Source organism: Myxococcales bacterium, assembly GCA_016712525.1.
Classification (GTDB): domain Bacteria; phylum Myxococcota_A; class Polyangia; order Polyangiales; family Polyangiaceae; genus JAAFHV01.
The window spans coordinates 45,147-71,597 of the sequence record JADJQX010000007.1; the positions used below are offsets into that span (position 1 = coordinate 45,147).

General features: G+C 67.8%; 20 protein-coding genes and 1 pseudogene. 11 read left to right on the forward strand and 10 right to left on the reverse strand.

Translation table 11 applies throughout. The features are described 5' to 3' along the window. Positions 1 to 90 precede the first annotated feature (90 nt). The 6 genes from IPK71_17305 to IPK71_17330 all read right to left on the reverse strand — a co-directional run bounded on the left by IPK71_17305 (position 91) and on the right by IPK71_17330 (position 8,347). Positions 91 to 3,417: an AAA family ATPase gene (locus tag IPK71_17305; protein ID MBK8215493.1), complete on the reverse strand. Its 3,327-nt coding sequence runs from the start codon at positions 3,415 to 3,417 to the stop codon at positions 91 to 93. Then, positions 3,414 to 4,814, reverse strand: coding sequence for a serine/threonine protein kinase (locus IPK71_17310; protein MBK8215494.1), 1,401 nt, complete (start codon positions 4,812 to 4,814; stop codon positions 3,414 to 3,416). Before IPK71_17310 ends, IPK71_17305 begins: the two co-directional genes overlap by 4 nt. Further along, the gene (locus IPK71_17315; GenBank protein ID MBK8215495.1) at positions 4,811 to 5,533 is read right to left on the reverse strand and encodes a protein phosphatase 2C domain-containing protein; all 723 of its coding nucleotides are present in this window, start codon (positions 5,531 to 5,533) and stop codon (positions 4,811 to 4,813) included. Before IPK71_17315 ends, IPK71_17310 begins: the two co-directional genes overlap by 4 nt. A 16-nt stretch (positions 5,534 to 5,549) precedes the next feature. Next, a complete protein-coding gene (locus tag IPK71_17320) occupies positions 5,550 to 6,212 on the reverse strand; it encodes a VWA domain-containing protein (protein ID MBK8215496.1) in 663 nt (220 codons plus the stop codon). A gap of 143 nt (positions 6,213 to 6,355) precedes the next feature. Continuing rightward, positions 6,356 to 6,682 (reverse strand): DUF4258 domain-containing protein, encoded by a 327-nt coding sequence (locus IPK71_17325; GenBank protein ID MBK8215497.1) that lies wholly within the window; start codon positions 6,680 to 6,682, stop codon positions 6,356 to 6,358. A 99-nt stretch (positions 6,683 to 6,781) separates the two neighbouring features. Beyond that, entirely contained in the window at positions 6,782 to 8,347 is a 1,566-nt protein-coding gene (locus IPK71_17330; protein MBK8215498.1) for a sigma-54-dependent Fis family transcriptional regulator, read from the reverse strand. Positions 8,348 to 8,603: 256 nt separating this feature from the next. Between IPK71_17330 and IPK71_17335 the strand changes: the two genes are divergently transcribed. From IPK71_17335 to IPK71_17365, 7 genes are all read left to right on the forward strand, one after another. After that, positions 8,604 to 8,813: a helix-turn-helix domain-containing protein gene (locus tag IPK71_17335; GenBank protein MBK8215499.1), complete on the forward strand. Its 210-nt coding sequence runs from the start codon at positions 8,604 to 8,606 to the stop codon at positions 8,811 to 8,813. A 143-nt stretch (positions 8,814 to 8,956) separates the two neighbouring features. Further along, positions 8,957 to 11,026, forward strand: coding sequence for a hypothetical protein (locus tag IPK71_17340; GenBank protein ID MBK8215500.1), 2,070 nt, complete (start codon positions 8,957 to 8,959; stop codon positions 11,024 to 11,026). A 233-nt stretch (positions 11,027 to 11,259) separates the two neighbouring features. Then, positions 11,260 to 12,318 carry a hypothetical protein gene (locus tag IPK71_17345; protein MBK8215501.1) on the forward strand — a complete coding sequence of 353 codons (1,059 nt, stop codon included), beginning with the start codon at positions 11,260 to 11,262 and terminating at the stop codon, positions 12,316 to 12,318. Then, entirely contained in the window at positions 12,315 to 16,175 is a 3,861-nt protein-coding gene (locus tag IPK71_17350) for a hypothetical protein (protein ID MBK8215502.1), read from the forward strand. The genes IPK71_17345 and IPK71_17350 overlap by 4 nt, the downstream gene beginning before the upstream one ends. Further along, positions 16,168 to 17,184 carry a hypothetical protein gene (locus tag IPK71_17355; GenBank protein ID MBK8215503.1) on the forward strand — a complete coding sequence of 339 codons (1,017 nt, stop codon included), beginning with the start codon at positions 16,168 to 16,170 and terminating at the stop codon, positions 17,182 to 17,184. Before IPK71_17350 ends, IPK71_17355 begins: the two co-directional genes overlap by 8 nt. Positions 17,185 to 17,186: 2 nt before the next feature. Beyond that, a complete protein-coding gene (locus IPK71_17360) occupies positions 17,187 to 17,558 on the forward strand; it encodes a hypothetical protein (GenBank protein MBK8215504.1) in 372 nt (123 codons plus the stop codon). A 37-nt stretch (positions 17,559 to 17,595) separates the two neighbouring features. After that, positions 17,596 to 18,210 (forward strand): macro domain-containing protein, encoded by a 615-nt coding sequence (locus tag IPK71_17365; protein ID MBK8215505.1) that lies wholly within the window; start codon positions 17,596 to 17,598, stop codon positions 18,208 to 18,210. Between the two features lie 528 nt (positions 18,211 to 18,738). Here IPK71_17365 and IPK71_17370 read toward each other — a convergent pair. Both IPK71_17370 and IPK71_17375 read right to left on the reverse strand, forming a co-directional pair. Then, positions 18,739 to 19,809, reverse strand: a complete 1,071-nt coding sequence (locus tag IPK71_17370; GenBank protein MBK8215506.1) for a hypothetical protein — start codon at positions 19,807 to 19,809, stop codon at positions 18,739 to 18,741. 3 nt (positions 19,810 to 19,812) lie between these two features. After that, the gene (locus IPK71_17375; protein MBK8215507.1) at positions 19,813 to 22,218 is read right to left on the reverse strand and encodes an AAA family ATPase; all 2,406 of its coding nucleotides are present in this window, start codon (positions 22,216 to 22,218) and stop codon (positions 19,813 to 19,815) included. A gap of 122 nt (positions 22,219 to 22,340) precedes the next feature. Here IPK71_17375 and IPK71_17380 point away from each other — a divergent pair, with 122 nt between their 5' ends. The 3 genes and pseudogenes from IPK71_17380 (at position 22,341) to IPK71_17390 (ending at position 23,822) form a co-directional block, all read left to right on the forward strand. Next, the gene (locus IPK71_17380) at positions 22,341 to 22,703 is read left to right on the forward strand and encodes a helix-turn-helix transcriptional regulator (GenBank protein MBK8215508.1); all 363 of its coding nucleotides are present in this window, start codon (positions 22,341 to 22,343) and stop codon (positions 22,701 to 22,703) included. Beyond that, positions 22,684 to 23,190 (forward strand): SRPBCC family protein, encoded by a 507-nt coding sequence (locus IPK71_17385; GenBank protein ID MBK8215509.1) that lies wholly within the window; start codon positions 22,684 to 22,686, stop codon positions 23,188 to 23,190. Before IPK71_17380 ends, IPK71_17385 begins: the two co-directional genes overlap by 20 nt. A gap of 74 nt (positions 23,191 to 23,264) precedes the next feature. Further along, positions 23,265 to 23,822 (forward strand): annotated as a pseudogene (locus IPK71_17390) (dihydrofolate reductase family protein). 61 nt (positions 23,823 to 23,883) lie between these two features. On the opposite strand, the gene IPK71_17395 reads toward IPK71_17390, so the two are convergent. Together IPK71_17395 and IPK71_17400 are read right to left on the reverse strand one after the other, a co-directional pair. Then, positions 23,884 to 24,648: an AAC(3) family N-acetyltransferase gene (locus IPK71_17395; protein ID MBK8215510.1), complete on the reverse strand. Its 765-nt coding sequence runs from the start codon at positions 24,646 to 24,648 to the stop codon at positions 23,884 to 23,886. Positions 24,649 to 24,753: 105 nt separating this feature from the next. Next, positions 24,754 to 25,404: a dihydrofolate reductase family protein gene (locus tag IPK71_17400; GenBank protein MBK8215511.1), complete on the reverse strand. Its 651-nt coding sequence runs from the start codon at positions 25,402 to 25,404 to the stop codon at positions 24,754 to 24,756. Between the two features lie 341 nt (positions 25,405 to 25,745). Here IPK71_17400 and IPK71_17405 point away from each other — a divergent pair, with 341 nt between their 5' ends. Next, complete coding sequence (locus IPK71_17405; protein ID MBK8215512.1) at positions 25,746 to 26,426, forward strand: hypothetical protein; 681 nt, start codon at positions 25,746 to 25,748, stop codon at positions 26,424 to 26,426. The last annotated feature ends 25 nt before the right edge of the window (positions 26,427 to 26,451 follow it).

A 26,451-nucleotide genomic window follows, 5' to 3' on the forward strand; every position in this document is an offset into this window, starting at 1 on the left:
CAGAGGACGAAGCGGCGCTCGCTCCACCGCATCCGTTGGTTCGTGCTGGGCTCCTTGGGCAGACGCGGCCCGAAGTGGAGGACCGGCGCCTCACGCTTGAACAGCAAGGCCATGTTTCCCTCCACAGAGTTCACGGAAAGCGACGAGGCCGCGCAGCGCCTTCTCCGACGCTTCGCCCCTCAGCATCGCCGAGTCTCCGATCACGACGAGAAGCCGTTGCTGCCGGCTCATCGCGACGCACAGACGGTTCTCGAGCATCAGGTGGCCGAACTTCCGTCGGAGGGAGCGCTCATCCGACACGGGCAGGTCGTTCGCTCTCGTCATCGACAGGAACACGACGTCGAACTCCTTGCCCTGGAAGGCGTCGACAGTACCGACGCGCAGTCGCTCGATGAGCCGCCCGTCCTCGCCGCGCGTCTCGCGCCAAGCGTCCTTGACGCGGTAGGAGCCGTCGTCGAGCCGCTCGGACATCCCACGCTTCTCCATCGCGAGCAGCACCTCGTCGACCTGTGCTGAGTAGAACGAGATGACGCCGAAGCTGAGATCTCGCCGCGCGGTCGCGAGGCGCTCGACCTCCTTCGCGATCCACTCGGCTTCGACAGCGCGCCGTTTGCTTTGACCACCGTGCTCGCGGCCGCGCGAGAGAGGCATGTCCACCCACGCGGCAACGCGCCCGGCGTATCCCGGCAGGTCGTGAATGAACTCCTCCGGGCGGCGGGGAGACTCGAAGCCCTCGCCATAGGGCGCGTAGAAGGTGTCGCTGACGAACGACCCGAGCACGGGGTGCATCCGGTACTGCTTGTCGAGCGTGACCGTGCGCTTGATGCCGTCCTTCGCCTCTCGCTCCTTCATCGCCTGGAACAGGCGCTCGAAGAGGCTGCGACGCAGCGCGGCCGTCGTCGCGTCGGCGACCGATTGCTCGAGCTGGCTCTCGATGTCGGGCTCGAGGATGTGTGGAAGCTGGCGGTGATCGCCGACCAGGATGATGCGCCGCTCCGCGCGTGACATCGGGATGAACAGGTCGAGCGGGTTGGCGCGCGCGGCCTCGTCGACGATCACGTTCGCGAAGACGGTGTCTTCGCCCTTCGCCTGGCTCATCTGGAAGCCGACCGACTGCTGACAGGTGGCGGCGAGCACGACGGTGTAGCTCCGCACCGCGTCGCGGACCGCATCGATGTCGTTCTCCAGGTCGTTGAGGTACTCGTAGAGGACCGCGTCCTCGCCGCCCGCTGACTCGCGAGCCTTGGCGTAGAGCGCGTCGACGATCTCCGGGAGAAGGCTCTCGAGGTCGCTGTGAACCATCGGAGCGCCGACCGGCTTCTCGGCCGAGAGAAGATCGATCAGACCATCCTGCAGCGTCTTCAGCTCGGAGAGGAACGACGGCGCGTCGTCGCTGGTCCACTCGGCCGCTTCGCTCAGGACTCGGTGCTTGCCCTCGTCGTAGAGACCCATGCGCTGAAGCCGCAGGCGTGCGCGGCCAGCGTTCCGAGGACCATCATCGCCGAACGCGATGGGGTCGGTGCGCAGCGCGCGAACTGCCTTGAGGGCAAGAGCGCGGTCGTCGTCCTCGGCATCGTCGATCTGCGGGGAGCGCGAGAGCTCCTGACGAAGCACGTCGAGCCGGTCGTTCAGGGTGGGCGGGACGTAGCTGCTGCAGAGGTCCTGCACCTCGCGAACGACGCGCAGCGACTCGTCGGCCGTGAGCGGCGACGCGACATAGGCGGCGGCGAGCGTTCTGACCTTGCGGAGGACCTCTGTCACGGGGCGTTCGGGGAGGGTCGACAGGTCTGCGCGCACAGCGTCAGCTCTCTCCCGACGCCAGCGATCGAAGCCGTCGCTCTGATCGGTGGTCCCTCGCTTGCGCCCGACCTTGATCGCCGGGAGGCCGAACACGAGGGTCCGTGACGCCGCGTTTTCGACGGCGTCGTGTTGGTAGCTCGTGAGCAAGGTCTGACCAGCGAGCTCGTCTTCCGAGAGCTCGGCGAGGCGAGCCTCAAGGGCCGCGATCGTCTTCGTCTTGCCGGTGCCTGGCGGGCCCTGGATCAAGGCGATGTCGGGCGTGTTGAGCGCTACGCGCAGCGCCTCCACCTGCCGCGCCGTGGGGTCACCACCGAACACCGCGCGTGCGGCGACAGAGAGTGCGTCCTCCGTCTTTCTGCGGCGCTCGGGGACGGCGCTTCCCTCAAGCAAGAGGCCAAGCTGGGGCATCGGGCACTCGGCAGACGCGATGAGCGACTGCGCGTGCTCGCGCCGTTCGAGGCGCTTGCGATCGCCACTCACGCTCAGGAACAACACGCCGCTCTCGGGCGGCTCACGGTCATCGCTGTCAATCGGGGGCTGCAGGTCGATCGTGCGCCGCTGGGGCTCGGCGCCCGAGAAGGAGCCGACGAAGATCCGCGACCGCTGGGAGCGCGCAGCGCCGGCGTCGGTCGTCGTCGCGGCGTCGTCAGTCGCCTGCTGCAGCTCGGGCGGCGGGTTCTGCGCGGCCTCGAGATCGACGTCCTCCGCGTTGCGCAGCACCTGGAGGGCGGTCTCGAGCTGCTTCGTGTCCTCTACGAAGAAGCGCCACCGCCCGTCTCCCTGCAGCAGCCGCTTGCTGTACCGAAGCCAGCCGAGGGTTCGCGCGCGACGCAGCACGCTTTCGCGTTCGAGCTTGTTGTACTCCTTCCAAACGTTGAGATAGCTGCCGGCCTGCTCGACGAGCTGATCGAGCTGAGTCCGCGCGGCGCCACGAAACGCGCCCGCGATGGTCGCATCGCAGAACCGAATGCGCCCGAGCACGAGCACCACGGGGCGGCGCTCGTCGGGAGAGGTGCCGCGCTTCGCCTCCACGACTCGAGTGGCGAGCAGCTTGTCGTCGCGCCCCTTCGCCACGTCGACTGCGTACCCCCGGCCGTGAAGCCGGAAGGCGCCACTCTGGTCGGTCTCCGGCGTCGGGCTTCCCGAGAGGAACACCCTCGCAGTGCCATCGTCGGCCTGGAGGAGGAACCGATCGTTCAGCCACTGGGTGGCCTCGGCAGCCGTGACGCTGCGGGCGAGCTTCTGCCTCACCTGCTCGACGAGCTTGTCGTCGACGCCGATGTCGACCGGGTCGGGCCAGTCGTAGCGCGCGGGGAACTCATGCACCTGCACGAGCACCGCTTCGCTCTTCTTCCCCTTCGGGCGGACGGAGGCGACCCAGGCGACGCGCGGGAGGTTGCGGTCCCGAAGTCGCTGGAGCGCCTCGATTGCCCGCTTGTCAGCGCCGACGACGCTCCACGCACTCGCGCCGATTCGCAGCAGCGAGTCGCCGGTGACATCGGAGAACTGCAGTGCCGCCTCCGCGCGAGCTTCGATGACGAGGTCGAAGTCGGCTGCCGCGCTCGGCATGACCTCGAAGGTCGAGACCTCTCCCGAGGCCAGGTCGTTGATGTTCATCGGGCGGCTCCCGGTCGAAGTTCGAAGTTGACGACGCGGTGCAGGCTGTCGGGTGAGCCGAGGTGGAGGCGCCACGAGGCCACGCCGGGCTCGAGCCGGATCTCCTTCACGCGGTCGGTCACCTCTGCACCTCGGCCGCCGCTGGGGGACGAGAGCCGGTAACGACCGCCGTCGACGCTTCGCAGCGAGAGCCGCGTGCCCGAGAGCTGGAGCTCAATGACAGGCCGAGCACCAGCAGCACCGTCGCGCCCATGCGCGAGGCGTTGCGTGACCGACACGGTCTCGCCGTCGGTCAGTCCGAGGACCGCAGCGACCACTGCACGACGGCGGTCACCTACGGGCTTCTGCAGTAGCTCGCCGCCCGCACCGACAGAGGGGTCCCACAGGTTGAAGGCGGCGGTGGCGAACGCAGGCCGAGGCTCGTCACACCACGGGCAGAGCTTCTCCGTGAAGTAGTAGGTCCCCTTGCACGACGCGCAGGACAACGTGGCGTCGGCGGCACCGTGCAGGCACTCGGCCCACTCAGAGACGCCAGGCCGCTTCGCCGCGTCTCGGAGGCCGGCGCCGAAAGCGCGCTCGGCGAGGTCGAGGAGCTTTCGCGACAGCACATTGGGCCGGGGGATGCCGTAGGACGCGCGATTGGTCTCGTCGGTCGGGTGGTCGATCCACGGCAGGCGTCCGCCGAGAGCCTCCTCCTCTCGCTCGGGAGGGCCGTCGTTGACTGCGTCGCCGATGAGCGGATGGGCGAGGGACAGCGTCTGGAACGCGAGCACGCTGAAGGCGTGAGCGTCCGTGAGCGAGTTGACGCCGCTCGTGCACCGCACGAGCTCGGGCGCGCCGTAACCGGGGGTGTAGACGGCGGGCACGCCCGCGACCGACGCGTAGTGGATGTTGTCCGCGTCGATGAAGCGGACCTCCGTCGCCGCGGGGCTCTCTGAGACGAAGATGTTGTGGGGCGACGGGTCGGAGTAGACGAGCCCTTTGCCGTGCAGAGCCGCGAGCGCGTCGGCACTGCGAGCGAGGAGCTGGAGTCGCCGCCGCAGACCACCGCCCGCGAGGTACCACGTGGCGGGAGAACTCTCCTCCTTGGGCACAGCCCCAAGCGCCTTCAGCGGCTGCATGCCGGTGAGCAGCTCCATCACGTAACCGAGCACCGGCTCGCGAAGCATCTCGATGGGCCGGGCGATCTCGAGATCGGCGAGGGAGAGCCGCTTGACCTGCGTGAGCTGGTTGCGCAGGCGCTCACGCCGAGCTGCTGAAGAGTCGAAGACGATCTTCGCAGCGAGCCTGCCGCCGTCGACCTCGTAGACGGCCCCCTGGCCTCCGCGCCCCAACTGCCGGAGCAGGGAGTAGCGCACGCCGTTGATGTCAGTGACCTGGCGCGGAGCAGACGTCATGCGAGCACCGCCTCCCGCTGCGTGAGGACGACGAGGGTCTTGTCATCGGTGTGGTGGGGCGTGGGCCAGTCCTTCAACTCTCGCTGGAGCGCTCGCCAACGCTGGCTGGGCGCCATGCCGGCGAAGTCGTCCATGAGCCACTGCACGAAGCCGTCGATGCGCTCGGGCAGCAGGTCGTCAGCGACCCCGTCAGTCGCGAGCACGACGACCTCCCCGCCCGCGCGTGGGAAGCTACGGTGCGTCCACGACGCCGAGTGGCCGAGTGCGGCGGTCTCGTTGGCGAAGCCGCCCGAGCGCGGGCCCACGATCCACTCCAGCCCACGTCTCGTTCGCAGGAGCGCGAGGCCGTCGCCGATCGCCGCCACGTGAACCTGCCCGTAAGCGTGCGCGAGCGCGAACAAGCACGTCGCCGCACAGTCGCGAGCGGTCGACGGAGCGATGAGCGAACACCAGACCGGCTCGATGCGGACGAGGAGCTCGTCCAGGTCCCGTGCGCCTGCCTTGTGCCACGAGCGCACTGCATCGAGCACCGCCCGGCAGGCCAGCTGAGCGCCACGACGGGCCTCGCGTCGAGAGCCCATCCCATCACTGACGACGACCAGCGTCCCGAACGCTCCGCGCGCTCCGAGCCAACTGTCCTCGTTGGACTTGCCTTCGGCGCGATGGCGCGGTCCGACCACGCTGGCGCCGAAGTAGTCGTCGGGTAGGCGGTTTGACACGAAGGCCTCGGCGCGCTCAGAAGTTGAAGTCATCGAGATCGGTCGGCTCCGCGGCGATGACGCTGTCAGGGTTCGCGCTCCGCGAGCGCTGCGTGACACTCATCGTCACCCAGCGGAAGAACTGCTTGATTTGCCTCGCCTCGTGAGCCCGGTAGACACGTGCCTCGGGCGTCGCGAGGAACGCGGAGAGCATCGCCTCGTCGGCGTCGTCGCCGATCCCCATCGCGAAGCGAGCCGCCTTTGACGCGCGCTCCGCGCCGAGGAGCCGCTTCAGCGGTGCCTGCCACTCGTCGGTGGGCTGGCCATCCGAGACGAGGATGATCGTCGGGCGATACGCGCGGCTCGGGATCTGCGCGCGGTCCTCGATCATGCCGGTCGCCGCATCGAAGGCGGCGCCCATCGGCGTCCCACCGGCCGCCGTCATACGGGTCCACTGGACCTTCGCGGCAGGTGCGAGCGGCTGGTGAACCTTCGCGCCGTCCTTGCCGAACGTGACCACGGAGACGTGGATCTCCGCGCGGCTGTCGTCCTCACCGCCGAAGCTCTCCAGCATCTCCTGCACGGCGTCGTTGAGCGCGTCGATCTTCCCGTTCGTGCTCATGCTGCCGCTGACATCGGCGAGCAGCAGCACCGGCAGCGGCCTCGCGCTCGACGCGGTGAACTCCTTCAGTTTGCTCATGGCTTTGTCTCCAGTCTTCTTCGGTGCGGCCTTCGGTGGCGTTCGGCGCTCTGCCACCTGCTTGATCTCTGCTTGAACTCGTGAGGTCCCGTTGCGGCGGCTGACGATGTCCTCGAGGTACTTGGCCCATCCCATCGCTCACCTCACCGCCGAAAGCTGCGACGACGGCGCGTGCGCAGGCTCCTGAAGTCGCTGTTCCGGTACACCGTCATCACCGCGCCGCTGACCGTGACGACCACCTGCGTCCCCTCGAACTCGCGCAGGTCGACGCCGTCGCGCCGGTACTTCTCGACCTCCTTGCGACCGATCGCGAAGATCTGGGCGCCGCGGATCTCCACGCAGCGCCCGAACTCCAGCGCGGCCTCGATCGCGGTGCGAGAGATCGAGCGCGTGGTCATGCGTTCGTAGGCGTGCTTGGAGAGAGAGAAGCTGCCGAGCGTCGAGGGCAGTGCAGCGAGGGCAGGCGACATCGAACGGCTCCTTTCGGTTCTCGCCGCGTGATGCGGCGACCGAGGGCCGTAGAGCGAAGGACGTGCCAAGCGGATGAGCCGCCATCGCCAGGCGCGCGCTCATCGCTTCACCTCGTAGCGTTGGAGCCAGTTCGTGAGGGTCTGGTAGCTCGGGAGGCCAACCAGGCCCGCTGCCTTCGTCTTGTTCCCGTCCGCTTCATCCAGCGCGCGCTCGAGGTAGTGACGCGCGACTTCCGCCAGCAATTCCGGGAGGTTGAGATCCTCGCCCAGGGGGCGACCGAGGACGTCGGTGCGCTGTGTCGTGGGGACTGCAAGGAGAGCCTCGCGCAGGTCTTCGGTGGTGATCGTCTCGCCCTCGCTCCAGATGGCGGCGCGCTTGAGCGTCAGCAGCAGCTCGCGCACGTTGCCCGGCCACGGATGCGCGAGCAGAAGACTTCTTGCGCCTGCGGAAAGTTTCTTGTCCCGATATCCAGGCTCGCCGATGGCCTCGTGGTTTACCTGCTTCAGGAGCTCGTCGACGAGCAGGCCGACGTCCCCCGAGCGCTCTCGGAGGGGCGGCAACTTCAGGACGGCGACCGCGAGCCGATAGAAGAGATCCTCGCGGAAACGGCCGGCAGCGACCTCGTCGACGACGGAGCGGTTCGTTGCGGCCACGATCCGAACGTCGATCCGCTTCGGTTTCCTGGCGCCGACGCGCGTGACCTCGTTCTCCTGCAGGACTCGGAGGAGCTTCACCTGAACCGGCAACGGGAGCTCGCCCAGCTCGTCGAGGAACAGCGTTCCCCCGTCCGCCGCCTCGAAGTACCCCTCGCGAGCGTCTACGCCAGTCGCCGCTCCCTTCTCGACGCCGAAGAGCTCGGACTCGACCAGGCTCGCGGGGATCGCTCCGCAGTTCACAGGGATGAAGGGCTTGCTCTTACGCGGGCTTGCCTGGTGGATCGCCTTCGCGAGCAGCTCCTTGCCGGTACCGGACGCGCCCTCGATCAGCACCGGGACGTTGCGCAGCGCCACGCGGCGCGCGCGTTGGATGAGCCGCGCCATCACCCGGCTCCGGTGGATGATGGTCTTGAACTCCGGGGCGGGCGGCGAGTCCGCCGTGCTCTGCGCGCGGAGGCGTTCGTCCGGCTCGCGCAGAAGATCGGGTAGGAACTCCGCCGCGATGTCGAACGGCACCTCGGCGGTCTTCACGCCCTGCTCGCGCGACGACTCGATGAACTGCGCCGGGAAGATCGTCTTGCCGAGCAGCATCCACACGGCCGCCATCGGTGGCGAGCCGGGACTGAGGTGGAACGTGAGCGTCGCGTCCCTGTGCTGCGCCAGCACCTCTTGGCAGGCTCGGCGCGCAGCCTCGTAGATGCCGCCGAAGTCGGTCGGCCCGCGCAGCGTCTCGCGCCGTTCGACGATCTCTGCCGGGGTGCGCTCGCGCAGCCAGGCGATGAAGCCGGGCAGGAGCTTCTGATGGTCGGCCTTGTCGAAGAACTCGAGCAGGACCACCTGGTCGAACGAGCGTGCGGCGAGCGCCTGGGCGATGGGCCCAAGGTCGCCCGTACCTGCCTTCTCAGGTCCCTTCAGGTCGGAGACGCCGACCCACGCGATGAGGACAGCCCGCACGGTACGACGGTACAAGAAAGCTTCGGTCGCCACAACGAACCTTGTGGACGCCATCGGGCGCTCGGCGGCGGGATCTTGCAGCTCCTGCGTGGGCACCGCCGTCGTTCGCCCGCCTCGGACCGAATAGCCGCTTTGACGGGGAAGCGGCTATTCGCTCCGGCACCCTCGAGCCCCGCGCGCCGATGTCGTCTCGGGGCCCGCGCCCCGAGTCCGGGACCGACTTTCGTCGACTCTGGCCGGCCCTCCTCCGCGCTCCTTGTGGGATGTCCGGCGAGCGGCGTACCATCAGGGATCCGCGAGGAACCGTCCGATGGCAGAGCCCTGGGTATCCGTTGAAGACGTCGCTGCCCATCTCGGGGTCGCGAAGGACTCCGTGTACCGGTGGATCGACGCGAAGGGTCTGCCCGCCCACAAGATCGGCAAGCTCTGGAAGTTCAAGCTCTCCGAGGTCGACGCGTGGGTGCGTGGGGGCGGCGCGCTCGAGGGCCACGAGACGCCCACGACGCCGAGGAAGTCATGACGGCCGCAGCATCGACTACGCCGTGGAGGATGTGCCAAGCATGCGGGCACTGGCAGCGGGCACCGGAAGACACCGCGTGCTCCGTGTGTCAGTGGTCGCGCCTCGCGCTGGGCGCCCCCGGCAGAGATCTCGCCGAGCTTCGCGTGCTGGTCGACGCCGAGCTGCGCTCCGATCGCACGTGGCACATCACAGGGATCACCACACCGCGGGTCGGCGCCGCCATCAACCAGGCCATCGTTCTTCAGCGACTCAACGACGACGGCCTTCGATCTCTGCTGGGCGGGTCGGCGACGAGTGGGGCCTCGTTCCCGTCCGGGCGTTCCTGGGAGGTGTTTCGCGAGCTCGCCCGGTCGCTGCTCACCGACGAGTTGAACTCCCTCATCCGTCGAAGTTGGGAAGGCCTCCGGCAGCCTTCTGCAGCGCGGGTGCTCGTCTCGATTCGTGCGATGCTCCTCGACCCCGACATTGCGCTCGCCGAAGGGGAACCGGCGCCTGCCTGGTTGGAGGTGGTGCCGTTCGACGCGGCTGCGGCCTCGGCAGCAGCAAAGCTTCGCGACGGCGATGTCACGTTCGATGTGACACGAACGCAGGTGAGCTTCGCCCCCGGAGGAGACCGCATCGAGGTTGCGGTGCGGACTCCCCGCGAGATGCTCATCCACGAGTGCAAGGTGGTCTCAGGCGACAAGCCACTCCTCGTCGCTCCGCTCACTCGGGTCGTCCGTCGAGACGCACTCACCGCGTTGCCGCCGATCGTTCTCTCGGCCGAAGCCGTGCGCGGCTTCGCGGCGAATGGTGCCTCCGGCGGCGAGTTGCTGCTCTCCGTGCGCGGTACCGAGAAGAGGTTCGCCACGCGCATTCCTGTCGCGGCGCTGCCCGCCTTCTCAGCCGTCGCGGATATCTTCCTCGACCTCGGCTCGACGAACACGAAGTGGGCGCTTCGCCTCGAGGGGAAAGAGCCCGTCGAACACGATCAAGACACTGCGACGCTGACCGAGGTGTGGGGGATCGACGCGTATCGAAAAGCGGAGCTCCTCTCCGATTCTGCCGGGGACCGGTGGAGCGAGTGGGTTGCGCGCGCTCTGCCCGCGCTGCGGCACTGGGTCGGCCGCGAGCACAACGCGTACCTGCGCAACGTCCACCTCTCGCTTCCTTCCACCGAGCAGTTCGACGTCATCGCGCTGGGGAAGACCTTGCGGGACACGGCGCGCTCCGGAGATGGCGCCTCGCGTTCGCCGCAGGATGCGCTGAGGAGGGCGACCACCGAAAACCTGGTGTCGCAGGGAGCGGTGGTCGTCGTGCCCGAGCATGAACTCGTCGCTGCACACTACCTCGGCGTTCTGCGTATCCTCCAGAAGGCCGCCCAGGCGTACGCGGGGCGGTTCAAGAGCCACGAAGCTCGGTGCGCTGATCAAGCCCAGCGCCAGCGGACCTGGGATTCCCGCCAGGCAGCCGTCAGCGACTACGAGTCTCGGTGGTTCGGGTACCGCTGGTTCAATGACCGCCCTGCAGGACCAAGCGGCTCAAGACCGTCCGTCGACACCAAGATCACGAATCCCGCTGAGTGGATGAACGATCTCGTCGAGCATCCCGAGCAGTTCGACCATGTCGTCTTGCTCGACGCAGGTGGACTCAGCCTCGATATCTCGGTCCTCGAGAAGCACGAGCTCGTTCGCGCGCTGAGTCGCAGCGACACGGGGTGCGGTGGAGAAGCGATCTCGTCGCGAATCGGGCGGCACGAGATCGGACCGCGTGGCACCAGATATAAGGCCCAGCTCGGACTTCGGTGGCTGCCCGCGCGAGACCTCAGCGATCCGGCGCAACGCGAGTACCGAGACGCCACGCGCGAACTCTATGGCCCGGTGCTGACGCGCGTCATTCGATCTCTCGGCGAGACGCGCTGGAAAAAATCCCGCCACTGCTGCGTGCTGCTCACAGGTGGCGGGTCGCGCAACCCTCATCTCGCCGAGTACATCAGCGAGCTCGCGTCGGACGCGGGGCTACGCGCCAACGTCGTGGACGCTCCGACCGTCCAAGACCTCATTCGTCAAGCTCGCGAGTTCCCTGAGCCACTCCAAGAACTCGGCTCCGAGGAGGTTCGACGCTTCGAAGCCACGCAGGTCTGGTCCGAGCGCCGCGAGCGCCAGCCACTCGCGCGCTACGACAAGTTCGCCGTCGTCGGCGGGATGTGCGCGCTGGGAGGCAGGCGACTGTGACGAAGCCGAGCTGCGATCAGCTCCTCGACGAGGCCGTCCGCTGGCTCGCCAGCAGGATCGATAGCGCTCGCGAACGCGCACGAGATGCCGCGCACTCACCGCCCCCCCCGCAGCGAGAGAAGGGGCTGATCAGAAAGGTCGCCGGGACGCTGCTTGGCTCTTCTCCACACGAAGAGCGAGCTCGCCCACCGAGGATCGATCAATGGGCGGCGAGAGATGAGGGGAAGCGGAGGTTGAAGTCTGGAGCTGCGGCCCCAGGCGATGCGGACGCCGTCGCGGACCTCGCCGCAGAGATCTGCCTCAGATGGAGACACCCGAAGTCCGCGCCGCTGGCGCGCGCGTGGCTCGCCGAATCGAAGCTCGATGTGGAGACGCTGATGGACATGGACGGTCGAACTCTGGCGCTCATCGTCGGTGTCGCGGCAGCCGCTGCTGTGCTTGCGTTGGTGATCGTCGTGCGGCGCGGCCGCAACATCTCCATCGCTCGCCACGAACTCGCCCCTTCGCCCGACTTTCGCGCGCTGGTGATCCTCGCCGAGGGGGAAGGCGAAGCGGCCGCGATCGCGACCCGCATCAAGTCGGAGGTCGCAGAGCCGTGGTCCTGGCGGCTGACGGACGGCCTGCGTGGGCTCTCGGCGGCAGCCAAGCGCAGCCTGCTCCGCGCGCTCGCAGAGCGCGACCTCTGCGAGGTGTCGGCCTTCGCGCCCAAGGCAGGCGAAGACTTCGATGCGAGCCGGATGTCTCCCGCGGTCGCCCTCAACACGGACGACCTCTGGGTCGTGGCGAGCAACACGCCGGACGACCGACGAGGATACCGCATCGCCGATCGCGTCGAGGTTCTTGCTGAAGTCGAGGCCTGCACCGCTGACTGGTGGGTCCTTTCACGCACAGGCTGCGCGGTCGGCGAAGCGATCATCGAGCGGGCCGACAATCTCATCGCTGGAGGTCTTTCCAAGGCGGCGTCATGGCGGGCGCCGTGGGGGTTCACCTTTCCTGAGGACCTCCGTGGGCTGCCCGAGACAGTCCTGGATGGGTGGCGGCAGCGGCTGATCTCCGAGCTCAACCCCCGCTATCGCGATCGCCCGGAGCGGCAGCTCGTACTCGTGGGAAGCCCGGGCGAGCCATTCGAGTCTTCGATGGAGACCGAAGACGGACGCAGCCCGGTCGGGGATGCGGTCGTCTCCGAGGTGGTTCTGCGTGACGGAGTTCCGCAGTACGGCCTCGCATGCCCTGGGGGCAGTCCGCTTCTGGTCGCGGTTGTGCGCACCAAGCCTGCGAGGAGTGGCGCATGACGAACCGAAAGCCGAAGGGCAGAAGGACCGTCGATCTCGATGACGCATCGGCGGTCGAACTCGAGTTGATTCTCGGCCTCGGCTCGGAAGACGCAGAGCTGGTTCTCGCCCCGGAGACGCGCAGCCTGGATCTGCACCCCTGGCTGCTCGACTGCGTCGCGGTCCAAGTGAACTGCCTTGGACACCAGGACGAGTTCCCGCGCGCGTGGGACTGGGAAAACGTCCTGACGCTCCTCGAGCCTGGGGAGGAGCTGCTCTACGTACTCGACCACGTCCGCGGCGACGGCAACCAGACAGGGCGCGCATTCACGCTCTGGCTCGCGGTTCGCTTTCCACAACGTCAGGCGCTCTCGGCTGGCGATCTCGACCGCCGTCGGAAGCGCGCGAGGATGATCGTCTCGCAGTTCCAACGACAAGCATTCCCGGGTTCCGACGTGCGCTGGGTGGATCCCAGCGAGCTCCAGACGTTGCTCGGTTTCTCGACGGGTGGAGAGCAGCGATGCGTGTGTGTCAGCGGACTCCCGTCACCACGTGACCTCGAAGACGATCGACGCGAGATCGAGCGCGCCAATGCCACGCGCAACTACCAGTCGCTCAACGATGTCGCGGAGTCGCTTGTCGACCTCAGGTGCGACTACCGTATCGCGTTCGTCATTGAGCGCGTCGACGCCGACTCGCTGAAGGTGCGACTTGGTCAGGCCACGCAGCTACGCGACGCGATCCATCCCCACGTACGCGGAACCGTTCAGGCCGGAGGCAGCAGGGGGACGAACGCCTCGACGTCGAGGTCCGAGGCGGACGGGACCAGCCGAACGAAGCAGACGACGGATAGCAGCGGCAGCAACGCTTCTGAGCAGAACGAGGACGGCTGGGCAAAGCGCGCATGGGACGGCGTGAAGAACGTCTTCCACCCCATTCGTCGGCACAGCACAGGACCTCGCACCGAAGGTCGAACGTGGACGCGCAGCACCGGCGAGACGGATGGCGAGTCTAAGACGGTCACTGTTGGCACATCTTCTGGGACCTCCGAGGACACCAACTGGAGCGAGAGCCAGGAGCGCCTGCGGTCGATGCTTGAACTCGCCGATCGCTCCCTCGAGCGTACCGTCGCGGCGCTCCATGAGGCCCACGGCACGGGCGGCTATCGCTGGTCCGCGTTCATACTTGCCGATGGAAAGAACGCAGACCTGATCAGCGGCGCGCTCGTCGGTGTTCTCGCCGGTTCGCGTACGAAGGACTACCCGTTCAACCGCTTCGCCGTGCAAGGCGCAGGTGCCGAGCTGCTTCTTGGGAATGAGTCGCTGCTCGACCTCGTCGAGGAGGCGGCTCCAATCCTGCCGCTCTCGCGCGCCTGTGAAGCCTTGCTGCTGCCAGAGGCGGAGCTCCCCGGTGTGCGGCTTCGTCGAAATGTGTTCCTCGGCAGAACGTTTAGCCCGCCGGAGGACGGGCAGCCGCGGGTGGGCCTGGGCCCCGATGCCTTCTCTGCCCTCACCGGCGACGAGCATCCCGAGTTCATCGAGATCCCTCGACGGGACCTGTTCCGTCACATCCTCGTGGCCGGCACGACGGGTTCTGGCAAGACGACGCGGGTTGTCGAGATCCTCAACAACCTCGAGGACGATCACCTCAGCGTGATCGTCTTCGAGACGGCAAAGCGGACCTACCGAAAGCGACTCCAGCGGGCCGGCCGCCCTGCACCACTCGTGTACTCGCTCGGGAGCAGTCGTGACGTTCCTGGGGACCGGTACCGACCGCTTCGGCTGAACCCGTTCTTCTTTGAAGTCGGCACGTCGCTGAAGCGACACATCGCCGTGCTCTCGGACGCGCTCGCGGAGTTGATGCCCACGGAGGCGATGATCGCGCCGCTCATGAGGAAGGCGGTCGAGGCCTCCTACGTCGAACGTGGCTGGGACATCGAGAGAGGTCTTCCGACTGGAGACCGGTCCCCCTCGTGGCCCTCGGTCTTGGACTTCGCCGCCCATGTCCGGCAGGTGGCGCAGACGTTGAACTACGGGCCGGAGGTGATGGCGAACTACCGAGGCGCCCTCGAGAGCCGGGCGGCGCTTTTCGTGGACGCAACTTTCCAGGACATCTTCGCTCACGGCGGCAACGTTCCCGTCGACGAGCTCTTCCCAGTCGGACACGACGCTATCGTCGAGGTGGAGGATCTTCCGCCGAGCGAAGTCGACATCCGCGCCTTCGTGATGACGCTCCTGCTGAGTCGACTGCGAGCTGTGCAAGCCGCTCGTGGCTCCCAGCCCCTGGCCTCGGAGTCGAGCCCCCGACTGCTCGATGCGCCGGCCACCTCTTCCGAACCGGATGGTGAGCACGCCACAACGCTGCGGCGGGCGGTCGATGAGCACCTCCGTTCGATCGGCCGGTACGCGAAGGCCGATCGCAAGCGGTTGTTCAAGAGCGGCGACGTCTCGGTGAACGGGGGCGTCGCCACCGATGGTGACCGCCGCCTGTCGCAACGCGACCGGGTCGTCGTTGGCGGCGTGCAGATCTGGCCGAGGAGCGATGGGCTCGAGCCGTCTTCCGCGATCGGACAGCCGTTGCCGTCCGAGGCCACGACTCGAGAACACGCGCTGCAAGTCGCGGCCGGCCCACGTCGCTGGCTCGTCGTCGTCGAAGAAGCGCACAACGTTCTCGATCGGTCCTTCGAGGTCCGACGCCCCGCCGACGAGAGCAACGCCGGACGCACCCTTCTTCGGTGCATCGACCGGCTGCTCCAGGAAGGGCGTGAGATGGAGCTGGGCGTGATGGTCATCGACCAGTCGCCGGCGAGCCTCGCGCGCAGCGTCATCTCGAACACCGGCACCAAGATCGTCATGCGCCTGGAGGACGGCGCCGAGATGGAGGAGATTGGGAGAGCGCTCGGGCTCGAGGAAGACGCTTGGAAGAAGCTCGGGTACCTCCAGGAGGGCGAGGCGATCATCAAGGCGTCGTTCATGGATGCCCCTGTAAAGACCGCACGCTTCAACAACACGACGTCGGGACCCAGTGAACACGAGCGGACGAAAGCAGGCACGGTGCCCCGCTATGCGGAGCTGGGCGACCTTTGGAGCGGCGTGCTCACCAGCGCGCGCAGGCCGGACGAGGCCTGGCTGAAGGACATGCTCGCTGCCGCCGACGGCAGGGTGAACCTTGCTGCCTTCGTCGGGGTGAAGGGGCTCCTGGAGCAGCACCGTAACGACGCTGAGATCCTCGCCAAGACCCGAGAGCTGCGAACGGTGCTCGCCGCGGATGAGCCTGGCGGAAGCCACCTGTTCGATGCCGCACGGGAGACGTTCAAGCGGAGCGTCGTCGTGGCGAACTACCGGCCGCTCCTCGACGTCGCGCGCCTCATGTTCCGCGCTCTCGTGAAGCCTGCAGCAGCCGACACGGCGATCCGTGTGACGGGAGTCGGCATTCAACGCGCGGCGGACCTGATGGCGCTCGCCGGCCTCGGCAGCCCCGAGAAATGGCGTGCGCTCCTCCTGGGCCTATCGGGCCGGCCCGGGCTTCGGTGGCAAGATGCGTGCGGGAGGTTCGCGGGCTACTGCAACGAGGTGGGTCGGTCGGACGCGACGACGCCGGTTCGGGTGCTTCTCCTGTCTGCGGAGACCGCGCACAGCACGATGGCGAACGGGCACCATGCAGACCCCGTCGAGTTGGTGCTTCACGCCCAGGCCTTGCTCCAGCCGTTGATCGAGCTCGGCCCGCAGACAGAGGAGCCGGCCGTCACCCAGCGGTGGCAGGTCCTCGCCGATCACACCGCGCGGGAATTGGCGCTCGACATGGCGTCGCGTCATGGGGACGGAGTCCGAGCGGCTGTTGCGGTACTCTTGGACGTGGAGGCCACCAGCGATGCCTGAACCGATCACGATGGCGACCGTGGCGGCGGTGACGGAAGCCGGAGTCGCCGCCGGTGAGGGGGTTGCAGCCACGTCCACCGCGTTGAGCGCAGCGGAGGTCGGCGGCCAACTTGCGGCGGTGGAGAGCGTCGGCCTGGGCGCGGCCGGGGCGTCCACCGAAGCGTTCGTCGGGTCGCTTGAGCTTGATGCAGCGGGGCTCGGAGAGGTGGTGCTGAGCCGCGCCGAGACTTCGGGGGCAGCGCTCTCCGAGGCGCTGCGCAAGGCGGGTACGGAGCTGCCGCAGATCGCGAAGCCGTCGATTGACGCTGGGGGCGGGACGGCAGCCTTCGACGCTGCTCGTTGGTCCGACTGGAGCCCTCAGGCCGGCGAGCGCGTAACCCCGCCGAGCATCGCAGAGAGGTTCCGTCCGCTCCGCGATCCGTCCAACCTCGAGTCCTACGCGCGCAACCTCGAGCAGCGGGACGCCGGCTTCGCGAAGGAGCTGGCCCGCCGCCACGAGCAACTCCAGGCGGCCAAGTCGCCGGCCGAGCTCGATGCCGCGCTCCAGCAGTTGCGCAAGACCACCGCCGGGAAGCTGGGCGAGTCGATCGCCACCGACGGACTGAAGCCCTACTTCAACGGGCTGGAGCTGCAGCGGCGCGTTGAAACGGCGAACGGCATGACGTTCATCGACGGTCGCTTCACCGAGGCGCGTTGCCCGATCATCTTCGGGCGGGGGCACAGTGTCGCAGAAGGAGGCACGCTCTCAGTCGAGGTCAAGACCGGCCAACCGGTGTACCTCGAGCGCGAGGTGAGCCACATCGCTGGTCGCCAGGTGCAGGGGCACCTAGCGGCGGGAGACAAGTCGCTGGTGCTGGTCTCGCGGGATGTGTACGCGATGACCGGCGAGCGCGCTGCGCGAGACACTGTGGCCGAAGCCGGCTCGCGCGTGATGGCGCTGCTCCCCGAGAAGCGGACGATGGATGAGGCTCTCCTGCGACTCGTGCGAGACAGGGTGGAGAGGGCATGACCATGAAGTGCATCTACGCGATCCCGCCCGACGCTTCCGAGGCGGCGAAGAAGCTTGCCAAGCGGTACACGCAAGCGCTCTCCAAGCTCTCCGACGACGTCATCGCGCTGGGCGACGACCTGCGCGCGTTCGCCGAGATGCACGGCGCTGCGGTCCTCAAGCTAGACGACGACGACTGGGCCAGCGCCACCGAGGGGCTTACTCAGCCCGGTGACCGCGACCTGGCGGGCGAGCTGTTCTGGTCGCCGGCGGATGCTCAGCGCTTCCAGCACGCGCTCGATGGGAGTGCTGACCTCGCAGCGAGGCGCACCGTGTCTGCGTGGCTTGGCACCCAGGCGGGCCGTGAGCGTTCCGTCCTTCTCGTGGCCACATGAGCGCGCGCCGAGAGTTGCGTGCTCTGGAGCGCCGAGGATGAAGCTCGGCGTCTACACCGGCTCGCTTGTCGACCCAGCCATCGGCGCGCACGCCGTCGTCAACGCATCCAACCCAAGCGTCGCCCTCGGAAGCGGCGTCTCGGGTGCGCTTCGCGAGGCCTGCGGCGGTACCGCCTTCCAGCAGGAGCTTCGCGAGCGGCTCGAGGAGAACTTCGACGCGGAGCTCGAGCCGGACGACTGCCTCGTCACTTCAGCGGGCACCAGCACCGCCTTCCGCTGGGTGCTGCACGTGCCGGCGGTCGACTACCGGAGGCGAGACCCGGAGACCGGAGGCCCCTCGGGTCCGCGCCGCGTTCGTGCGTGCGTGCGTGCGTTCCTCGATGCTGCCGCATCGCTCGCCAAGGAGAACAACCTCACGGGGCAGTTCATCTTGGCGACGCCGCTCCTCGGGGCTGGCGCCGGTGGCCTGGGACCGGTCGCATCGGTGGACGCGATGATGGGCGCGGTCCACGAGCACCTGCGCGCGTCGCCGCCCGAGCAGCGCGATGGGCTCGCGAAGCTCGTCTTTGTCGTCCTCCGGCCGGAGGACGCGCGCATCGTCGAGGGGGGCGCCGCCAAGCACGGCTTCCCCCTCGAGCGGGAAGCAATGTGACCGGGGACGCGATCCACGGGCCCTGCGTTCCTCGCGGGACGGTGCGAACCCTCGAGAGCGTCCCGGCTCTCGTCGCGCAACCACCTGGATTCGCAGGCGTTCGCATTTTCGGGACGCTGCGAGCGCAGCGAACCCGTCCCGCCGAGAGCCCCACGAACGGGTTAGCATGCCGCTCCCCATGCGGAGCCACGTCTTCCCCCTCGCGAACCTCGCGAGAGGCGTCGGCAACCAGCGGCCCCCAGGAGCGATCCTCGGGGCCGTTTCGTTTTCCGGGTCGGCGAGCGTCGCGTGCGCGGGGATGGCGATCTCGCCGCGCGCGCGACGACGAGCGGGTCGAGGGCGCGCGGGACGGCGTTCGCGCTCTCATCTCGGTCCCGTGGGGAGAGAGAAGCCGAGAGCGGCTAACAGGTGGTGTTAAACGTTCAACGCGAGCCGGCGGCGTTGGTCTCCTTGGAGCCATCGATACCGGTAGCAAGTGCCGGCGGTCGGCCATCGAGCGGCTGACAGGGGTGATGTTCTCGGCCTCCCCTAGACCCCGAAGCGCATACCCTCAACCCTCTCCGTCCCCGACAGCACGTCGACGAGATCGTGGAGCGCGCGACCGAGTTCCTGCCACGGCTGGTTGAGGTTCAGCTCGAGCGCGTAAACGTCGTGGCCGAGCAGACGCATCCGCGTGCACGGCACCGTCGGCCGGTCAACGGCGTACAGGAGCACCCCTGCGAGTCGGTCACCAGCGGCGCGGAAGTTCGCGAGGTAGGCTACCAGTTGGCACACGTCCTTGGACCGGAGCGTCGCGCTGTTGCCGAACTGCCCAGACACCAGCGGTGCCCCGTAGCACTTCGTCTCCACCACGACGGCTTGCCCCGGACGTCTGAGCGTGATGTCCGTATCAAGGCCCGGCAGCAACCCGTTGGTCTCGCCCTCGACGACCCATCGGATCCGCGTGCGCTCGACCTTGGGAAACACGCGCTGCTCCCGCGCCAGGAACTCGCGCACGAAGCTCTCGAACAACAACCCCATCTCCCGCTCGTCGCCAGCAAACGAGCGAAACTGCCAGCGGCCAGTCCGCTCGTCGGGCAACAGGCACCGGTGAAGGAGCGCGCAGACGTTCAGCGCGAGGCGGTAGCGGCGAAGGTTCGAGTGAATTTGAACTTGTCGAAAGTCCTGTGCCGAGATCGGGACGTCGGCGACGGTTGGCATCTCTCGCGCGATGGTGAGGAGCCCGTGCCTCAGCTCCTTGGAGAGCCCATCGACCATCGCTAGGCGCTTCACCGTCGCCTTGATGATGCGGTTATGCAGGACGTCTTCCGTCGTGTCGTCAAAGCCGCACTCCAAGACTCCACGAACCTCGACGCCTCGAGCGGCGGTGCGAGCGAAGTGGATCTTGCCGCGTGGCCGACGCAGGTCGTCGACGTCCGCGCGGTAGCCGCGGTCGAGGCGCTGTCGGAGCAGTCGCCTCGACGCGCTCACGAGCACGCGAGCGAAAAGCTCCTCCGCGGTTCGGGCGTCATCGGCCGCGATTTCGACGAGGTCGCGTTCCTCGAAGTGCCCCCACGCGTAGCAGAGGAGGAAGTAGAGGTTCTCGACGCGTACCTGCAAGGCTCACCCGCCCCGGAGGTCGGCGAGCGCCTCGTCCAGCTTGGCCGGGCTGTCGAACCAGTACTCACGAAGGAGCGGCACGATCTCGTACTCGACGATGCGTCTGAACCACGCCTCGTCGTAGGCGTCCACACGCTGACAGAAGTAGCTGTGACCTACTCGGAATCCAAGCCCCAGCGTGGGGTCGGACGCGATCCGCGCGTTGAGAGCCGTGAGCCGTACTTGAATGGTCTTGCGCAGAGATGCTTCGACGCCCCGGCGGGTAAGGTCTGCTTCGAACCGTTCTGTACCGAATGCGGGTTCGAGATCGAAGAAGACAAACCGCCGACGGAGCGCGTAGTCGACGAACGCCAGGGACCGATCGGCAGTGTTCATCATCCCGATCACGAACATATTCGGCGGGACATGGAACCGCGGCTCGTCGTCCCGGGCATATGCGAGCGTCACGCCGTAGCGAGGGTCGCGCTTGTCCGCCTCGATGAGCGAGAGCAGTTCTCCGAGGATCTTGCTGACGTTACCCCGGTTGATCTCGTCGATGATCAAGACGTAGGGACTCGCCTGATCTTCGAGCGCATCCTTGCAGAAGCTCAGAAGTGGGCCGTCCTTGCGGACGAAGCCGCCGCCTTCGACTGGACGCAGCCCCTGCACGAAGTCCTCGTACGAATACGAAGGGTGGAACTGCACGCGCTGCACCTGCTCCTCGTTCGTGCTGCCGATGAGCAAGTGCGCGAGACGGCTTGCTGCAAAGGTCTTTCCGACGCCGGGCGGACCTTGGATGATGATGTTCTTCTTGTAGCGGCAGAGTTCGAGGAGCTCGCGCAGCTGCTCGCGCGCCAAGAAGAGATCCTTCTCCGCGTCCTCGAACACGTAGGGCGGCGCGACCGGCTTCTTGATGGTCTCGACTTCCTCGTCGACTTCGTCGGTCGCACCAATCGCCGCGCGAATGTCCTTGAGGAGACCTGGGTATCGCCCGATCTCGGTCAGCGTCTTCATCGCGAGCGCCTTCTCGCGAGGTTTCCATTCTCCCCGGCCGAGCCAATTTACGGCACGAAGATTCGCGAGGGGGCGCCCGGCGTCGTGGCGATAGCCCGAGGTGATCACACCGTGCCCGACGATGCAGTGGCGCCCGCGCTTCACGTAGACGATGTCACCCTCCTGCATGACGTGGGCGAACTGCCAGCACGCGAGGCCGGCGTTCATAGGGTCTACGTCGTCCTCGCGTTCCTCGCGAAGCTTGGCGCGAACAGCGCCCAGCGATGGATACTGGAGAAGATCCCCGAGTCCGTTCCAACCAATCGCGATGATGCCGTCGCGGTAACACGCATCCCACTGGTCGGCGTTCCGACCCAAGGCGATCAACCAGACCCGACCCTCCGTGGGCTCCTCAGGTTGGTCTTCGTCGGGATTCGCGGGCGCCGGAGCAGCGTCGTCACGCTGGGTCCAACGAAGGAGTGACTCGAGATCCCACGAGGGCACCTTGAGCGCCTTCTGTAGCTGCAGGAACGCCTTACGGAACGCGATGTAGTCATCCGCGACGTCGAGACCGGTCGAGTCGTAGAGGCCGTCAGCCGCGAGTGCGGCCCGAGCGGTCTCGTAAAACGGGGGCCAATCCTCGGGCTCCTGCACGTGCCACAAGCTGCTCGCGAAGAACCGCAGCCGGCCTTCTTGCGGCAGTTTGGATCCTGACGGCGCGTTTGCGCGCGCTGCCGCCAGGTACGCAGCGAACGATCTGAGCGCAGCGGCCGCTGAGCTGTCGTCCTTGGGTTTCGCGAGCAACGCCTTCAGCTCCGTGTCGGCGCGAGCGACGTCAGGGGCGTGTTTCGCGAGCTGGTTCAAGACCATCGCACCGCTCAACCCCTTCGCACCGAAGCTTGCCCATTCGCGCCGGGTCTTTTGGTCGAAGATTGCGCGGAACTCCTCTAGGGTTGTTGCGCCGCTCATGTAGCGTCCGAGCACATCGAGGATCTCGGGACGAATCTGCCGTCGTGTCGCGTTGGTTGCGTCGAGGTCCGTCGCCCACGTTGTATCGGCACGGAAGGCCGCTAGGCGGTCTCGCCAGACGACGGCCTGGTTCTCGTCAGAGATGTCGGTGATGCGAGAGATCTGCTCTTCGGTCAGCGCGTTGGGGTGAGCCTGCACGAACGCACGGCCGGTCTTCGTCAACCGCCAGGTCCCGAACGTTGAGCTCTCCGAGAGCCCGGCACGCTTGAGACGGTCGTGCGCCCAACCGTTGCGGTTCTTGAATGCAGGTTGCTGACCGCTGGGAAGTAGCTCGGCCTTGTCAGCATCGGACAGGCCCAGCCGCGTTGCGACCGCCTCGTGCGCGGAAGCTGTTCGAAGCCCGTCAGGGCTCTCCGCGAGAACCCGTAGTAGCGGGTCAACGAACAACTGGTAGGGCGGGACAGGCATCGGTCGGCGATTCTACACTGTCGCTGAGCGGGCCGGCGAAGCGTGGGCCGGCGGAGCCACGACCTGCCCCCGGGCCCTCAACCCCCTTGCAAAGACCCAGGCACCGGTCTATGGTGAACCACATGGTTCAGTATATGGATCATCGCCTCGACGCCTCGTTCGCGGCCCTTTCGGACGCGACCCGGCGCGGCGTGCTGGCCGAGCTCGGGCGCGCCGACGCGTCGATCTCGCACCTCGCCCAGCGGTTTCACATGACCCTGACGGGCATGAAGAAGCACGTCGGCGTCTTGGAGGCGGCGGGGCTCGTCTCCACCGAGAAGGTCGGGCGTGTGCGGACCTGCAGGCTCGGCCCTCGTCGACTGGACGAAGAGAGCGCGTGGCTCGAGCGCTACCGCCAAGCGTGGGCCGCGCGCTTCGACACCTTGGACACGATCGTCGACGAGCTTGCACGGAGGGAGAAGAGCCATGGCCGAACGAAACGATAGCGGTGCGAACCCCACGAAGAACCCGACGAGCGCCGAGCGGACGTCCGAGCGCGAGCTCGTCGTCCGGCGCACCGTCAACGGCCCCGCGCGCCTCGTGTTCGAGGCGTGGACCCGACCCGAGCTCTTTCGGCGGTGGTGGGTGCCGGAGTCGTTCGGTCTCACGCTGCTGTCGTGCGAGATGGATGTTCGCGTCGGGGGTCAGTATCGCCTCGTGTTCGAGCACGGCGGCTCGACGATGGCGTTCTTCGGCACGTACCGCGAGGTGGTCCCGGCCTCTCGCCTCGTGTGGACGAACGAAGAAGAAGGCGGCGAGACGGTCACCACCGTCACGTTCGAGGAGCAGGACGGCAAGACACACGTCGTCGTGCACGACCTCTATCCCTCGAAAGAGGCGCTCGACGCCGCGATCGCCTCGGGGTCGACCGGCGGATTGCCCGAGCAGCTCGAGCAGCTCGACGCCCTCCTTCCGAGCTTCGAGAGCGCATGACGACGCCGCCTCGCGTGGGGCGTCGCGCCTCGGCGGGATGGTCGTGACGCCTCGGCGAGGATAGCCTGCCGCCCATGGGTCTCCTCACCTTCGGCCTCAACGTCACCCTCGACGGCTGCATCGATCACCAGGAGGGCATCGCCGACGACGAGACCCACGCCTTCTTCACGCGCCTCATGGACGAGAGCGGCGCCATGCTCTGGGGGTGAGTCACCTACGAGATGATGGAGAGCTATTGGCCGGCCGTTGCGCGTGGCGACGAGGCCGCGCCGCCCGCCATGCGCGACTGGGCTCGGAAGCTCGAGGACAAGCCCAAGTACGTCGTGTCGACGACGCGCACGAGCTTCCCCTGGACGAACAGCCACCACGTCGAGGGGGATCTGCGCGAGGGCATCCAGAAGCTCAAAGACGCGACCCCGGCCGGTGTGCTGCTCGGCAGCGCCGCGCTCGCGAACGCGCTCGACCGCTTGGATCTCGTCGACGCGTACGTCTTCCTCGTCCACCCGAGGATCGTCGGCCGCGGCCCGACCCTCCACCAAGCCGGACTGCCCGAGACGCGCAAGCTCGAGCTCGTCTCGTCGACGCCGCTCCGGAGCGGCGCCGTGGCCATGCGCTACCGCCGCGCGCATTGAGAGCGTTCCCGCTCGTCCTCTCGTCTCGGCGTGCGCGCCGAAGTCCGACGAGGTCGGTCCGCTACCAGCGTTCGGAGCCGTGGGGCGCCGGCCCGAGGTGACGGTTCATCCAGTCGACGGCGTACTCCACGAAGGGCGCGGCATCGAAGAGCTCGGCCTCGCACCGACCGACGGGCCCCACGCGGACGGCGCCGGACGCGCGGTAGTCGAGAAAGACGCGCGGGAAGTAGTCTCCACCCTCCCACGTCGCGATCCCGTCGGTGTCGTCGAGGCTCTCGATCCACACCTCGCCCACGTCCGCGCGGACGTAGCGGCGGCGGACGCGGATCTTGTCGGGCACGTCGGCGAGGTACTCGGCGTAGTGCGTGAGGGTCACGGTGTCAGGGTTCGCGCCGAGGCGGAGGACCTTCCCGCCGCGCCGGGTGAAGCGCTCGAGCACCGAGCCGGGGCCGTGGTAGTCGTCCGAGGGCGTAGGCTCCAAGAGGTGCTTTGCGCCCGGTCCCAGCGCCGCGAACCGGTCGGCGGGGTGGTCGTTCACCGCTACCCCGGGGTACGTCCGAAAGACCTCGGCGAAGATCCCCATGTCCGCGACGTCCACCGGGGAGCTGAGCGCGTCGAAGGGCACGTCCTCCGTGGCGCTCAGCACCATGAGCAACGTGCCCCGTGAGCCGACCGCCGAAGAGAGCGCCTCCACGAGCCCGGCCGCGCGCCCCACGACGGGGCCGACGCGCCGCATGCTCGCGTGGATCATGACGACGTCGCCCTCGCCGACGCCGAGCGCCCGAAGCTGCCGGGTGAGGTCGTGAACGGAGGTGGGAGAGCTCATCGTCGCCTTTCTCGCTGCGCGCTCTTTCGGGAGTCGTAGGGGGCGTCGGCCGAACGTGCGGGGCGTCGTCGTAGGGCAAGGCCCTGCGCGCCCTCGTGAGCCTGGTCAGCGTAGCTTTCGAATGAAGAGGTGCATGGCGTTCTCGCCGAGCGTGTGAGAAGCCACCTCGTATCCGAGGGCCCGGAGATCGAGGCCCGCGAAGGGCGCCTCGCCGGAGCCGAGCAGCACCGGGCTCACCGCGACGTGGAGCTCGTCGACGAGCCCCGCCTCGACGTACTGGCGGATGGTCGCCGCGCCACCGCCGATGCGCACGTCGTCCTCGCCCGCGGCCGCGCGCGCCCGCTCGAGCGCCTCGTGGATGCCGCCCGTGACGAAATGAAAGACCGTGCCGCCCTCCATCACCAGGTCGGCGCGCGGGTGGTGCGTGAGCACGAACACCGGCACGTGGTAGGGCGGGCTCGGTCCCCACCAGCCCTTCCACGCGTCGTCGAGCCATGGTCCGCGCACCGGCCCGAACATGTTGCGACCCAAGATCCACGCGCCGATGCCGCGGAGCGCCGCCGCGGCGACGTCGTCGTCGATGCCCGTCGCGCCCGTGCCGCCGGTGCCGAGGTGCTCGTGGAACGTCTTCGTCTTCGTGAACCACGAAGCGACGGCCATGCCGTCGACGCCGAACGGGTTCTCGAGAGACTGCCCCTTCGCGGCGCCGAAGCCGTCCGCGGAGATCGAGTAGCTGCTGACGCGTACCTTGCCCATGCGTGTCCTCCGCCGGGCGAGCCGGCCTCTCGGGTCGTGCGCTCCGTCGTAGCGCGGTTCGTGCGATCCGCGGGCTCCCATCGTCGCGGTCCGCCTCGCCTCCGGGACCGAACGCGGCACGAAGGGGCCGGCTCGCGGCGCCCGAAATGGGGTCGATCCGGGCCCACTGTTACGGCGCCGGAACAACGACGTGATCCGAACGATCTCGTACGGTTACTCGATAGTATCTCTGGGATGAGTCGCGCCCCTCCGGAGCGCGCTCGAAGACGGCTCGACAGGTACCCTCGGTCTTGGCCTTTCCGGCGCGGACGGCGCCCCGCGAGGAGCTAGGATCCTACGCCATGCCGATCCCCCGAAGCCTCGCGCGGCGCGCCGACGCCGCGGACGTGCCGCTCACCAAGGCCCAAGCGCCGCTCCTCGCCGAGGCCCTCCGCCGGGGAGAGGCGACACGCAACACGATGGAGGACGCGCTGGTCGAGTACGGCCGCTGGATCCTCGTGAATATCTTCGACGACGACGCGTCGGCGGCGCTCGACGCGAAGAGCGAGAACGTGCTGTGGCGGGCGCTCCTTGCGCGGGCGGGCGGGCCGACGCTCCGCATGTCTCGGAAGGTGCTCTACGTCGCGGTCGAGATCGCCGCGCGCGACAAGCGCATCAACGACGACATCTGGCGAGGCCTCGAGCCCGGGCGCAAGGAGCTCCTGCTCCCACTCGAGGACGAGTCGCGCATGCGCAAGGCCGCGAAGCACGTCGTCGAGATGAAGCTCTCGCAGGACAAGACCCGGGAGTACGTCACCGCGCTGCGCGCCGAAGAGGGCGAGGGCCCGAAGCCGCGGGCCACGATGCGCGCCGTGACGAGCCGCGTGCGCGCGTTCCACACGAAGCTCGGCACGTCCTTGGCGCTCCGCGCGTTGAAGAAAGAATCACAGCGCGCGACGGACGAAGAGAAGGCCGCGTTGCGTGCCGAGCTCGACGCGGTCGCTGCGTGGGTGGCGTCGGCGCGCCAGGCCCTCAAGGGCTGACCCAGGAGGGGACACGAGCCCGGCT

What these genes read in the sequence shown, in the direction of transcription:
- IPK71_17305 (MBK8215493.1), bottom strand. Translation starts at nt 3,417, where the DNA reads ATGAACATCAACGACCTGGCCTCGGGAGAGGTCTCGACCTTCGAGGTC.
- IPK71_17310 (MBK8215494.1), bottom strand. Translation starts at nt 4,814, where the DNA reads ATGACGTCTGCTCCGCGCCAGGTCACTGACATCAACGGCGTGCGCTAC.
- IPK71_17320 (MBK8215496.1), bottom strand. Translation starts at nt 6,212, where the DNA reads ATGAGCAAACTGAAGGAGTTCACCGCGTCGAGCGCGAGGCCGCTGCCG.
- IPK71_17325 (MBK8215497.1), bottom strand. Translation starts at nt 6,682, where the DNA reads ATGTCGCCTGCCCTCGCTGCACTGCCCTCGACGCTCGGCAGCTTCTCT.
- IPK71_17330 (MBK8215498.1), bottom strand. Translation starts at nt 8,347, where the DNA reads ATGGCGTCCACAAGGTTCGTTGTGGCGACCGAAGCTTTCTTGTACCGT.
- IPK71_17335 (MBK8215499.1), top strand. Translation starts at nt 8,604, where the DNA reads ATGGCAGAGCCCTGGGTATCCGTTGAAGACGTCGCTGCCCATCTCGGG.
- IPK71_17350 (MBK8215502.1), top strand. Translation starts at nt 12,315, where the DNA reads ATGACGAACCGAAAGCCGAAGGGCAGAAGGACCGTCGATCTCGATGAC.
- IPK71_17355 (MBK8215503.1), top strand. Translation starts at nt 16,168, where the DNA reads ATGCCTGAACCGATCACGATGGCGACCGTGGCGGCGGTGACGGAAGCC.
- IPK71_17360 (MBK8215504.1), top strand. Translation starts at nt 17,187, where the DNA reads ATGAAGTGCATCTACGCGATCCCGCCCGACGCTTCCGAGGCGGCGAAG.
- IPK71_17365 (MBK8215505.1), top strand. Translation starts at nt 17,596, where the DNA reads ATGAAGCTCGGCGTCTACACCGGCTCGCTTGTCGACCCAGCCATCGGC.
- IPK71_17375 (MBK8215507.1), bottom strand. Translation starts at nt 22,218, where the DNA reads ATGCCTGTCCCGCCCTACCAGTTGTTCGTTGACCCGCTACTACGGGTT.
- IPK71_17380 (MBK8215508.1), top strand. Translation starts at nt 22,341, where the DNA reads ATGGTTCAGTATATGGATCATCGCCTCGACGCCTCGTTCGCGGCCCTT.
- IPK71_17385 (MBK8215509.1), top strand. Translation starts at nt 22,684, where the DNA reads ATGGCCGAACGAAACGATAGCGGTGCGAACCCCACGAAGAACCCGACG.
- IPK71_17395 (MBK8215510.1), bottom strand. Translation starts at nt 24,648, where the DNA reads ATGAGCTCTCCCACCTCCGTTCACGACCTCACCCGGCAGCTTCGGGCG.
- IPK71_17400 (MBK8215511.1), bottom strand. Translation starts at nt 25,404, where the DNA reads ATGGGCAAGGTACGCGTCAGCAGCTACTCGATCTCCGCGGACGGCTTC.
- IPK71_17405 (MBK8215512.1), top strand. Translation starts at nt 25,746, where the DNA reads ATGCCGATCCCCCGAAGCCTCGCGCGGCGCGCCGACGCCGCGGACGTG.